The sequence below is a fragment of the Methylohalobius crimeensis 10Ki genome (genome assembly GCF_000421465.1).
Taxonomy (GTDB): Bacteria; Pseudomonadota; Gammaproteobacteria; order Methylococcales; family Methylothermaceae; genus Methylohalobius; species Methylohalobius crimeensis.
Map to the genome: position 1 here is coordinate 260384 of NZ_ATXB01000002.1, position 12998 is coordinate 273381.

At 58.3% G+C, this 12998-nt stretch carries 8 protein-coding genes; 5 read left to right on the forward strand and 3 right to left on the reverse strand.

Translation table 11 applies throughout. The features are described 5' to 3' along the window. Positions 1-13: 13 nt before the first annotated feature. From H035_RS20050 to H035_RS20970, 3 genes are all read right to left on the reverse strand, one after another. The gene (locus H035_RS20050) at positions 14-7738 is read right to left on the reverse strand and encodes a SpvB/TcaC N-terminal domain-containing protein (RefSeq protein ID WP_022949762.1); all 7725 of its coding nucleotides are present in this window, start codon (positions 7736-7738) and stop codon (positions 14-16) included. A 544-nt stretch (positions 7739-8282) separates the two neighbouring features. Further along, positions 8283-8813, reverse strand: coding sequence for a hypothetical protein (locus H035_RS20965; RefSeq protein WP_051149867.1), 531 nt, complete (start codon positions 8811-8813; stop codon positions 8283-8285). A gap of 48 nt (positions 8814-8861) precedes the next feature. Then, on the reverse strand, positions 8862-9143 hold the full coding sequence (locus H035_RS20970) for a hypothetical protein (protein WP_051149868.1): 282 nt from the start codon (positions 9141-9143) through the stop codon (positions 8862-8864). Positions 9144-9256: 113 nt separating this feature from the next. On the opposite strand from H035_RS20970, the gene H035_RS22255 reads away from it, so the two are divergent. From H035_RS22255 to H035_RS0114915, 5 genes are all read left to right on the forward strand, one after another. Beyond that, positions 9257-9718, forward strand: a complete 462-nt coding sequence (locus H035_RS22255; RefSeq protein WP_200861591.1) for a winged helix-turn-helix domain-containing protein — start codon at positions 9257-9259, stop codon at positions 9716-9718. Between the two features lie 3 nt (positions 9719-9721). Further along, on the forward strand, positions 9722-10300 hold the full coding sequence (locus H035_RS22260; protein WP_200861592.1) for an IS630 family transposase: 579 nt from the start codon (positions 9722-9724) through the stop codon (positions 10298-10300). A gap of 143 nt (positions 10301-10443) precedes the next feature. Further along, positions 10444-11409: an IS481 family transposase gene (locus tag H035_RS0114905; protein WP_022948216.1), complete on the forward strand. Its 966-nt coding sequence runs from the start codon at positions 10444-10446 to the stop codon at positions 11407-11409. A 293-nt stretch (positions 11410-11702) separates the two neighbouring features. Next, positions 11703-12242, forward strand: coding sequence for a PFGI-1 class ICE element type IV pilus protein PilL2 (gene pilL2 / locus H035_RS20975; protein ID WP_022949763.1), 540 nt, complete (start codon positions 11703-11705; stop codon positions 12240-12242). Further along, a complete protein-coding gene (locus H035_RS0114915; protein ID WP_022949764.1) occupies positions 12242-12994 on the forward strand; it encodes a hypothetical protein in 753 nt (250 codons plus the stop codon). The genes pilL2 and H035_RS0114915 overlap by 1 nt, the downstream gene beginning before the upstream one ends. Positions 12995-12998: the final 4 nt, after the last annotated feature.

Sequence of the window (12998 nt, forward strand, 5' to 3'; positions counted from 1 at the left end):
CTGTCCCCTATTGCTAATCTGAGAGAACCGTGGTCTGTCCCCTATTACTCCTAAGCCAATTTTGCCATTGCTCCTCGGTAAAACCGTAGTTGTTTGACTCGTTGATGGCTCTTACGGCGACCTCGAACTGTTCATCAGATATTTGTTGTCTCACCAACACGTAACTATCGCCTTCTCTTCTCGCGACAAAAAGTCCAAATTCTTTGAAGAAATAAAGAACAGCCAGCGCGACGTCCCGGGCAGGCATATCTTCCAGAGACCTCCCAATCAGCCGACCATAGAAGTTGTTTCTCAGATCAGCTTGTGTATCTGCTTCATACAACCGCTCGAAACGACTTTCCTGCGAAAGCGCCGCCCCCCCTTCGTGAGCATTACCAACTTCGCGCGCAAATTCAGCCCCAAACTCCTTCGTAATAAGCGCCTGCCACAAGGCATGTCGAAATGCGTTAACTTGTGATGCGTCACCGCTTCTGTCTCTTGTGTCAATTTGAGTCAGTAAGCCTTGGTGTGGGTCACTGTTTCTTTGCCCACGATAAGTATTCGCTGAGAATCGCGCCGCGACAGTAGAAATGTTGATATCCCCTTGACCTGTTGTTGGCTCACCAACTCTTCCGCTTTCAATTGGTCTCCGTAGATATAGCCTCAAATGAAGCGTCTCTCTGTCTTCGACATTCGAAATCCGCTGCAGCGTCCTGGGAGGAGAGACTTCACCTATCCACTGGATGCGCGAAACCAGAGCTTCTGACAGGCCGTTAGAATCAGCAAGTCCCTCATTAGGTGCAGGAATCTGGGGCGCTAGGGGCATCGGTATTTCGTAACTATTTTCGACACCGCCCGGTAAAGGTAATCTGCGCGGCTGTGCTCCATCTAGATCAACCCAATTAATGGGATTGCCGACAAAGACGACGTAGTAATTTATTCCGGCCTTTATCCCTTTTGGGTCGGCGTTACACCACGCTCCAATCGCAGGCGCGTAATACCGCGCTGTGTGATAACTCAATCCCGTCTCCTCATCCCGCTCCATTCCCGTATAGCGATACCGTTTCGCCGTCGCGCGCACGCCCCGTCCCCGCGCCTGATAGGCCGTCGTACCGTAGGGGTGATATTCTTCATAGGAAATGATCGCTGCATCAGCATCCAACTCCAGTACCACCGAGCCCAGATGATTACCGTATTGGTAACGGAACAGGGTGCCGGTCCCAAGGCTGGTGTTATCGGTCGTCAGGACATCGTCCACCAGCAGCAGTCGCTGATCATCGACGAAGAGATGATGGGTCTCGATTTCCTCCACCAGGCTGCCGCCAACCCACCGGCGATATAGCTCTATACCGCCTAGATAGAGCCGCTCTTCCACCGTACTGCCATTGCGCTTACGCTTACGGGTGCGCTGTTTGCCGGCGTCGTAGTTGTACCAGGCCTGTCCGCCGCCTCCCATATTCACGTGGTGGATCATGTCGCGGTAATCCCACCGCAGGCGGTATTCATCCGGAGTCCGGTTGAGATTCAGCATGCTGCCGTGAATGTCATAGTCGTAGCGCACCGAGAGGCTGGGGGCTGCAACGTAGTTCGGCGGACAGTCGTCTTCGGGCGATGGCAGGTCGGACGGTCTGCCGGTTGCCAGCACACGGTTGCTGTCCAGCGCGTACTGATAGCAGCGCTTCCAGCGCAGCACGTGCCCTCCGCTGTGGGACAAGCTCAAGATATTGCCCACCGGATCGTATTCGTAGCGCTCGGTATAAGGCTGCAATGCTTCCGGGCTGTTAGGGAATGGAATGCCGATCACCGGCTCAAAGTCACGTCCGTCGCGCTGAATATTATTCTGTGCCGCATGCTCCCGCCCGTCCGCGCGGATCAGCCGATACAGCGCATCGTACTCATACCGGCAATGCGGCTCGACCGCCGCATTGGCGAAATAAACGGTCTGCTGTGCGTCGTCCCGGATACCGGTGATGTTGCCCACCGGGTCGTAGGTGTAGTGCAGATCCTGAAGCAGGGCTAAATCTGTGCGGGGGATTGTACGCAAACCGATCAGGCGAAAGGTTTCCCGGTCGTAGTCATAGGTTGTCGTGGTGCCGTTGCCGAACTCGATAAACTCACGCTGGCATTTCGCATTATAGGCAATGCTTACGATCGCGTTGGTCGGCACGCCTCGTACCGAAAGCGTTTCGCCGGCCAGCAGGCCGCGTTGGTTGTAGCGCGGCCTATAAACCGCGGGGGTTCGCTCCTCCAGATGCCAGTTCTCCTGCCGCGTCATTCGGTTGAGGGCGTCGTATTCGGTTCGTTGGGTAAACATTTCCCCTTCCAGACCGGCGTCTGAGAAATCTTCCGGCCAGTCGATCACCGGGGCGTTGTAGGCAGTGGCCAGCCTGCGCTTGACCTCCAGCAGATTGCCCTTGAAGTCGAAGCGCTCGTTAGTGATTCGCCCGCTCGGGTCATAGTGGTGGTACACCTGCCCGCGTAGGTTGCGTTCCTGCGCCTCCGGGGTCTCATGCGCAGGTCTTACCGGGAACAATCCAGCCTTGTCACCGTACACGAATCGTTCGACCACCTGCCAGGTGCCATCATTGATACGCAGCCGGTGTTCACGCGGGCGGCGGAGAGCATCGTAGGTCGTGTGAAAAATTCGATTCTCGAGCAGTCTTTCACCGTCACGGGTGATGCGATCGTTGAGATCCCAGGCATAGAATGGGTTGCCGGCGGCGTCGTTGAGCATCCAGCGGTCTCCGCCGTCCATGCTGTGCTGGAAGAGCAGGTTGCCGGCGATGTCGTAGCAAGGGACGGAACCGGATGGTATGTCCTCATTGGATTCCGCCGACCACATGGTCGGCTTCTGGGGCGTGATGTACTGCATGACCAAATTGCCACGCGCGTCGCGTATCCACAGCGGCTTGCCTTCGGCATCGAGCTTGGTGAAGGTGACATATTTTTCGTCACGCAATGCGCCTGATCCGTCTTTGACACGGTTATGGGCAACGCTGACGACCTCGCGGCCAAGGCTGTCGAGATACACCGATGCGGGCGTATCAGCATGTTCGGCCGCCAGCCGTGCGGCACGCTGATTCTCGGCGGTGCCGTAGTCTGCAAAATCCCTATGAGCCGGATCGGTACGGCGCAAGTACCAGTCGTTTCCAGCCTCGAGCACCGTATCGTTCGGGTCGTAGCTCGTGACGTGCCACGGCGAGAATTCCACGCGGCTGAAGCTGCCGTCCGGCAGTTCGGTGCGCACCAGCCGGCCGGGGGCATCGTAGTACATGATGGGCGTTACGCCTTGTTCATGCGGGTCCTCGAATCGGTGGTTGGGTTGGCCAAATTCGTCAACACTGAAATACGGCTCGTACTGCTTGACCGGCTTGCCCTTGTTGTTGAGCACGGTCTTGCCGTTTGCAATCCAGCGCAGCGGACCGCCGGCGGTCTCGGGTTCCGCTTGTACCTTCTTGACCAGTACATTGCCGCCGCCGTCGGAATATTCGAACGCCGCCTGGATATCGGAGCGCTCGCCTGACGGGAGATCCGCCACATGGCGCTCACGCAGGATGGCGGCGGCGCAGGCGGGATGCGCCCCCCACGCAACGACATTGCCGGTGTCATCAACCTCTTCTCCGAAGTAGTAGACATGCCGCGCGGTGGCGCTGCCGAGCCAGCGGCGGGCTTCATCCTCGTCATAGGTGTCGGTGAAGAAGCGGAAGCGGTCGGTCGGCGCGGGATCGAGCATCTCGGGGGCGAGATCTTCGAGATGATCGCCTTCGGCGCCCTTGCCCTCGATAGCCATCGCCGCCGGCAGGCCGAGGATGTCGAACGCGACTTCCGAGAGATTGTTGTTGATGTCCCGCATTGCCCGGGGAGCGAGTATCCGATAGTCGAATGCCTCGACCGCGACGGAGTTCCCCACCGGATCGGTACTCGACCGAATGAACAGGTCGTGGTCGTCGTAATCGAGGATGGTGGTATGTCCGAAGGGATCGGTGTAGCGTTCCGGCAGGAAGAAATGCTCGGCGGCGTCGGGTTCAAAGCCGGCGATGCCGGAGCGGATCCAATACTGGCCGGTGGTGTCTTCCTCGGGGAAGCTCGCCGCCAGCGCGGCGCCGGCGAGATAGCCGCTGACCGACGCGTCCCGGAGTTTGTCACGCACAGTGGTAGCGCCATCGACGATGTCTTCCAGCTTATTCCTTCCGGTCGTATCCGTGAACACCGCATCGAGCAAGGTATCGGTAAGCGCGAGCTTGTAGGTTTCATAGGGCAGTCCAAGCCGGCCGAGATGGCCAAAATCCAGCGGACCGCCCAAGTCGTCCCGGAAAAAGAGCATCCGCACGTGTTCGATGCAGCGTTTCGCCGTGCGACCGGCGGCAATCTCGTGATAGCCGATGTCGGTCACGGCGATGCCGCTCGGCTGATACCGGTTGCTGAGCCGGTAGCCGCGCAGATCTTCGAGCGTGAAGTATCCAACAGGAGCGCCGGAGCCCGGCGCGATCCCTGTCAGCTCATAGGTCTTGACCTCGCAGGGTACGCGCAGGCGATAGTCATCCGGCGTGTCGATGTCCTTCGTGTAGCGGGTTTCGGTATAGGCGAGATGGCGTTCGGACTGCACTGCGCGGATGCGGGTCAAGGCATCGGATGGCAGTGTCGAATCTTCGTGATCACGCTGCCGCGGATAGGACACCGCAACCGCTTGGAGCACGTTGCCGTACTCGTCGACGTTGAGATTCAGCGTATGCGCGATGCGCGGGTCCGGCGTGAGCGTTCCCGGTCGCAGGTCGAGCTCGTAGTGATAGGTGATGGCTTCGCTCTCGGTGACGAGAAAGACCGCGTGTGGGTTCATCGCCCGCGGCTGCAGCATACGGATGTGGCAGTTATGGTAGGCGGTCGTGAAGAGCTTGACCGGCCGCTCTTCGCCGCGCTCCAGCGCATCGACATCCAGCTCGTAGACTTCCTGGCGCAGCATCATGCCCTTGCAGGCGCGCAGGGCCTGACGCAGTTCTTCGCCGCTGAGATCACCTGGATGCAGGTCGGGTTCGGGCAAGCTGTCCTCGCGGAACGCGCCGAGCACGTTTGTCTCGGCTGGATTAAGCGCCTCGAACCAGGTGGGGAAGTATTCGGCGTGGTATTGCGAGAGGATGTGCTCGCGGTCTAGGAAGGCACCGGTATGGAACCACGTGATGGTCTTGACCGGCGGCTGATAAAGCGTTTTGTCATCGGTGATGTAGGGGCTCCCCGCATTGCCTTCGGCGAATTCGCCGAAGGACTCCGCATCGATCTGATCCACTCGGCCGAAGCCGCGGAACTCGCGCTCGATCCCGTCGAAATAGCCGTGGTGGTAGCTGTAGGTGGTGGCGAAACGCGTGCCGCGCCATTTGTCTTTCACGATTACCTTCTCGACCACATGCACCGGAAACGGCAGGCGGGTGATCCAGGGTTTACCGGCGAGCTTGTCGGCGAGATAGAACTTGGTCGAGGGGGCGTACTGGACTTCGGTCTCGGCGCCTAGGTTGTTCCTGGTCTTGATCAGCAGGTGCGGCTTCTTGCCACCCATCAGATTCACGTAGCGCATTGGTCGGCCGGCATCGCCCGGCAATGGCGAACACCACACTAGGCAGGCGGTGCCGTTGCCCAGCAGATCGGTGGCGGCGATCGAGACCAGCTCGTCCACCCGCGGAAAAACGCTCAGCGCCTGCGGCTCACTCCAACTGTTGCCGGACTGGTTGAAGTAGATCCGGACGCCGTCGCGGTGCAGATAGACGATGTCGGTGGTGCCGGTGCCGTCGATGTCGGCCAGCCGGATGCGTTTGTGATCGAACTGGTCGGGTGAGTCGAACCAGGGCGCCTGATCCATGGTGATCTTGGCGCCGAAGCGGCCGTAGCCCCGATTGGGCCAGTAGCAGACCTCGCCATTGCGAATGCGCACCAGGTCGGTCAGCCCATCGCCGCTGAGGTCCGACAGATAGACCGATTGCGTGCCATCGGCAAAGACCAGGCGCGGGCCTTTCTCCTCGTCCAGGGCCTGCTGTACGCGGCGGGCGGGCCCGAACCCCTCCTCGGCCAGCGAGGCGTGCCAGACGAAAGCATCGTCTTCCGTGATCAGGACATCGGCATGTCCGTCTCCGTCCAGATCGACGAACCTGAGGTTGGGATCGCGCATGTCGCGGGTGAGCCGGGCGGTGAAGGCACGGAACGGCTGCCAGCCCTCCCCGCCATCGTGTTCATACAGGCCCGGTGTCGGCCCCTCGAGCATCACCAAATCGGGCTGCCCATCGCCGGCCAGATCCATGAACCGAGCGCCGTCCGCGAGGCCGAGGTTCGGATTGAGCGCAACCCGTTCCGATGGCGCGAACTCGGCTTCGCCTCCGTTGATGGGGCTCAGATTGCGTTTATAGAACCAGGCACCGGCCTGTTCGGTAAGGATGCCGGGTATGCCCTCGCCATGCAGGTCAGTCCATTGGTAGGCTGCGCCGTCAACACCGATGGGGAGGTTTTCCAGACTCGTCTCGTCCACTTCTTCCACCGTGTCCTGCACGATGGGCTGGCTGTACTCGAACTCGACCGGGGGGAGACTACGCTTCAGGTAGCCGCTGCCGCGACGCTTGTAACCGAACTGCGAGACGGCGCGCAGGAATGTGTAGACGGGGTTGCGGGCGCTGTCGGGGTCCTCCTCGTGCGAATACGTGAAATCCATGGAGCGCACCAGGCAATTTTCGCCAACGCCCTCCTCGCCGGGGAAATGATGGAACATCAGCACCCGCTGGCAGAGGCGGGTCGTGCGCACCTCGAAACCGGAGCGGTAAGACGAGAACGGATCTTCGCGGAAATCCCATTCGCCCGAGTCTTCGGGCGTCGGCACCTCAGGGTCGTGCTCGCCGTAGTCGAAGACCACCTCGAACATCCAGCCGGCATTTTGGATTTGGGCGTCAGTTAAAAATCTCGGGCGACGCCCTCGGGCATCTAGTAAAGTTTCTCGGTTGCCGTAGCGGATGCATTTGATGTAGCGGTTGGTTTTGCGGCGTTGATCGTGACGGTCACCGCGATTACGCTCGTGAATCCGGGTAAGATCCACACCCGCTCCGTCGTCTTCCTTATACTGGTAAATGACGGCATTGCCCTTGTCGTCGCGCGTCTCGCAGATCAGCCAGCTAAAGATACGGCTCGGGTCTTCAGGATCGGCGATACGCGAGTTGGGTTCTTTGCCGTAAACGGTGAGAGTATTGTCTTTAGTAATGGAGCGCCAATGCACATCGCCGGGATCGGCGATGTTTGTCCACCGCTCGATACGTGCGAACAGCCCTTCTATGCGCGGGCGGTAACGATGGATGCGATACTCGATGCCTTCGATGTTGCGCGTACCGCTCCAGCGTGCACCGTCATCGGCCAGTACCGGCACAAGGTCTTCGGCGCCGGAGAGGATGAAGACATCCGATTCGTCGGTATCGCGATAGTGAGGGAGGCCTTTGTCCGTCTTGCGAGTAATCGAAGGGAGCGACAGATTCCAACCGAACCCGAATGTCCCGTTGCCACCGCCCGAGTCATAGGAAAGAGATAACCGTGGTCCGAAACCCGAACGGCCAGGGCTGGTAGCGATGGGCACCGTTAAGGACCCTGTGCCGGTAACAGGATTGGCGGCGAACTTCTCGCCGATCCCCCGGATGGCACCGCCGCCTTTGGGAAGAGAAATCGAAGGCGCAGAGACGGTCTGCCCCGCTTCGTCGCGCGTCTGGGGCTGCTTTCCAGATGAGATGGTTCGATCTTCCATCTAACCCACCTGCCGATCCAGCCAAAAGCTTTTGTAAAACTAACACCTGACGGAGAGGTCGCGCAACATTTTTTCTAGAACACAAAATAAAAATAAATCAAGCCCTGGGCTCAGATTTTACGCGTAGCGCTTGATATCCCTACTTACACACAAGAAGCATCCCCGAAAGCTTAATAGCTTTGGCAGCTAAAGTTCTATTAGCGGAGCATCGGAGGCTTTTTTTTCCCGGACAATCTCGTCCACGCCGGACCGCCTTAGAGTCCGTGAGAAGTCTCAACTCGCCGCACCCTGCCCGCTTCCTGCTATCCGCCGCACGCCATCTTTATGTCTGCCGCCTCGTTTGTCAAAAAGAAGCCGGTGAACCGCCCCGGTTTTGCCGGAGACTCCATGTTTTGAGAGGATGGAGTCATGAACAAGCGAATAAGATATGCGCCGGAAGTCCGAGAACGGGCGGTTCGGCTGGTATTGGATCACCAAGCGGAGCATGGTTCTCAGTGGGCAGCGCTGACTGCCTGACAAAACTCATTTTTCCATGCAAAATCAGTCATGTAGTGGAGTCAGGGATACAAAAGCTATATTGCCAAGGTAATTCCTCCATCCTGCGCGAACGATCCGAGGCTGTAGGAAGGGGAGCGGGATCGTCGGCGGAGGGTAACCACAACCGATCGATAAGTGTCTTCCCGCAAGCCAGGGCATGGTGGATCCAATTCCAGCCGATACGGGCATAGCTCAATCCCCGACACCAATGCGGATCGACGGTTCTACGCTGCCCCTCGGTTACCACCGCCGTTCCTTGACAGGTCACAATCCAGGTGGCCACCGCCATCACAAAGCACAGCCGATCCAAGACCTCGGCTTGTCGTAGCCGAGAAGACGCCCATTGAAAGCCGTTGGATTTGTGATCCAGAAACCCCTCTTCGATGGCAAAGCGCTTGCCGTAATCGGCGAGGGTCATTTCATCGGTCCATTCATCGCTCAGGATCAACCAGGGTTCCTTGGCGCCTTTTTCCCAGCCCACGGCCACGTTCACCGCTTCATGCAGCTTCCAGAGATAAACGGTGTGGTAATAACGCACCTGGCCGGCGTCCAGGCGCCATTTCAGCGGGCGGTAACCGGCGCCGCTTCATCGCCAAGCCGGCGTATTGCGCTTCATCTGAATCCGGTGAATCCGGCAGTGCCAATCCGGCGTCCGTTTGATCCAGCACAGCAACTGCAGATGACAAAATCCACGATCGGCCAGCAAAATCACCTCAAAACCTTTCAGGCGGGAGACACTTTGCGCCAGAACCGAGTGGTAGGCCTGAAAAGCCACGCTGGCACTGGGTTGCCGTTTCACCTTCCAGGCCACCAGAAGCGCCCGACCCCGATACACCAACGCCACTTGACAAAGCGGCTGGACAGCCAAGGGCTGCCCCGAAGAAGTCCTGAGCGCACCCCTTTGCTCCTCATGTACACCTACTCGAGCAAAAAACTATTATTAACCCGGAATTAATTTACCGTACAGTTTGATGATAAACTTTGGACATTGAAACGCACAGCATTGATGTTCGCAAACTGACCTCCTCGGCACGAGAACAACTGCGTCAGGTGGTGATTCGGCTTCATAATCGTGGATACAGTCAGAGCACCATTGCTCGGGATTTGGGGCTTCGGCGCCCGACGATGGTGGTATGGATCGCCAAGGCGCGTTCGGGACACTCAAGCCGAGAGCGAAAACGGGGTCGGCGTATGGGCTCGGGTCGTCTTTTGACACCGGCCCAGGAAGCGCGGTTGGGTCAGGATCTCGTTGCCCAGACGCCGGACCGGTTGGGTTTGCCGTATGCCCTGTGGAATGCGCAAGCGGTGCGGCGTTTGATCCATCGATACTTTGGCCTGTTGCTGCCGAAACGGACGGTATGCTTGTATCTGAGACGTTGGGGGTTGACCCCGCAACGCCCGATTAAGCGAGCGTACGAACAGAACCCTGAAGCGGTGCATTAATGGTTGGAGGGGGTTTATCCCCGCATTCAGGTCCGTGCCCGGCAAGAGAAAGCTGAAATTCACTGGGGCGATGAAACCGGTGTGCTGTCGGTGGAACATCACCCCCGGGGGTATGCGCCCGAGGGCAAAACGCCGGTTCTGGTGCTCCCCCAATCGGGCAGGATCCGGATCAACCTGATTGCTTCGATTACCGCGCAAGGCAAAGTTCGTTTCATGTGCTATACCGGCCCCTTTAGCGCCGATCCCATGATTCGGTTTCTTCGGCGCCTGATCCGGGGCGCCGAGCGCAAGGTCTTCCTGATCCTCGACAACCACAAGGTCCACCACAGTCGCAAGGTACGGGATTGGATTGCCAAGTATCCAGAGCGTATCGAACTGTTCTTCCTGCCGCCCTACAGTCCCGATTTGAATCCCGACGAATACCTCAATGCCGATCTCAAGGCTCGGTTGCATGCCGGCGAACCGGTGAAGGATGGAACCCATCTCAAGCGTAAAGTCCTTTCTCATCTACGTTCCATCCAAAAACAACCCCACAGGGTGAGAAAATATTTCAATGCCGAGTGCATTCATTATGCCGCTTAATCATTGTTCGATAAATTCATGCCGGGTTAATAAGAGCTTGTTTACAAATTGCTGTGGGGTATCTGTCGTGTCACGGATGATTCCCTAATAGGCCGTCGGTGTGGTTTACTGATGGCCAGAGACATCATGCGAGAGGTGACAGGATGCAAGTAAGACTGCACAAAAACGCGACGACCACGCCCCGAATCCGCGCTTTGATCCAGGCGAGTACGGAACCGAATACGGTGTTGGCCAAGCGCTTTGGCGTCACGGTGGAAACCATCGCGCGCTGGAAGGGACGCGATTCGGTGGAAGACTTGCCGCATACCCCGCACCGGCTGCCCACGACCCTGACGCCGGCTCAAGAGCAGGTGGTGTTGGTGCTGCGCCAGCAGTTGGACTTGTCCCTGGACGACTTGCTGGCGGTGGTGCGGGAATTCATTCATCCGACCCTGACCCGCGCTTCGTTGCATCGGATGCTCAAGCGACACGGGGTGTCTCGCAGACCTCCGGCGGATAAAAGCCCACCTAAGGCGAAAGCCTTCAAAGCTTATGTCCCCGGCTTTGTGCACATCGACGTCAAATATTTGCCCCAAATGGCCGATGAAACCCGGCGGCGGTATCTGTTTGTGGCCATCGATCGGGCCACGCGTTGGGTCTTTGTGCGTCTCTATCACAGCAAAAGCGCCCGCCATGCGCGGCATTTTCTGGCGGCGCTGGCCAAGACCGCGCCGTTTAAGATCGAAAAGATTCTTACCGATAACGGAAAAGAATTCACCGATCGCTTTGTCACCCGGGGTGAACGGACCCCGACCGGACAGCACGTCTTCGATCAACTGTGCACGGAACTGGGCATCGAGCATCGACTCATCCGCCCCAAAAGGCCTCAAACCAACGGCATGGTGGAGCGATTCAACGGGCGTATTGCCGATATCCTGCGTACGTATCATTTCCGCTCCGGAGAGGAACTGGAAACCACCCTTCGACGATACGTCTGGTTGTACAATCATCAAGTGCCTCAGAAAGCCTTGGGGCATATTCATCCAGTGCAAGCCCTGAAAAATTGGCAAAGGTCACACCCACACTTGTTTCATAAACGTGTCGTCAATCATCCGGGACACGACACATAGACACGGGTTGTCGTTATCTATAAAATAGAAAGGTTTTACTTCTCAATGAGTTAAGTATAACTTATTGATTTTATTTGATTTCTATTTCTGGGCTAGCCGGATTCGGCCGGTCGAAGTCCTTTTTCCCGCCTTTTGACATGGATTCTCAACTTCACCCCATCACATTGATATTGTTGCTTTTTCAGCCCATCTGAAACGGCAAAAAACGTATATCCACTTTAAACGTTTTTTTCTGTTGCCGACGACCTCCCTCCTTTACCGTGTTCGCCACCGAATCGATACAGGAGATTCACATGCGAACCGTCACACCCATTGCCGCCGTACTGGCCCTGAGCGGCTGCGCCGCCCCACCGACCGCTGACCCGCCTGCCGGCGAATCCGTGGCCATTCCCTCCGAACCCGCCATACTCGAGGCGGATACGGAGAGGATGGCGGAAACCCGCACTCCTCTTGCGGGAAGGAACGAGAAACCCATTTCACGGTCCGCTAACACCCCACCCCCACCGGCCGAGCGGGTGGGACGCTACATGGAAACGACCGCCACACCCGACCCCGGACAGATGGACCTGCTTTCGGTCGTGGTCCGGGTCACCTTTCCCGAAACGGTGACCACCGTCGGCGAGGCGGTCCGCTGGCTCCTGATACGGAGCGGCTACCGGTTGCTTCCCGGCGATCCCGCGGTACGCCATTTGTTCCGCCGACCGCTGCCGGAGGTCCACCGCCAAATCGGTCCGGTGCCACTGCGCACCGCGCTGGCGGTTCTGGCCGGCGAAGGGTTCCGTCTCCGCGAGGATCCCGTTCGAAGGACAATCAAGTATGCATGGGAGGATTGATGATGACCGAGAGAAATCCCAGACACGATAAAGCCTCCACCGTGGACCGCATTCCGCCGCCGCGGACGCGCAAACGTCCGCCTTTTTGGTTGTTCGGTCTCGTGATCGGCGTCCTGGTGTTGACGGTCTTCGGCGGCAGGGCGTTGTGGATCCAGAAACGGCAAGCCGCCGATTCCGGCGTCGATACGATGGACACAGGCGGCATGCCGAACCCCGAAGAAACGGTGACCGGGGGCGAGCAGGAGGCCGAACTGTCCCAGCGCCTGGTGAACGATGCGCTCGCCGAACCTCAACCCACCGTCCCGGCACCGGACTTCGACCGAAAATTGAACGGGATCGGGGAACGCTTGAACGATCTTGAAAAAAGAATCGTCGTCCTCGAGAAACGACCGGATACCTTGGAAACCGGGATCGAGGCACGCCTGAACGGCCTTTCGGAACGCATGGAACGGGTCGAGGCGTTGAAAAAAGTGGTGGAGAAGGCACGGAAACAGGCCGAGCAGGCCATCAAGGAAGCGAGATGGGTCGCTCATAAACAGCGCCGTCGAAAAAAGCAGGCACCCCAGGTGGAAGTGATCGCCATCGACCGGTGGGGTGAAAAATGGCAGGCGGTGGTCGAATCGAACGGCATCCATATCCTGCGCCCCGGATCGAAACTGGCGGACTGGCAGGTCGCCTCCCTGCGGCCGGATGGACTGACCTTGACGCGGGACGGGCGAAACGTGGAAATCCCCGCCACCATTGAACGATAGGAGG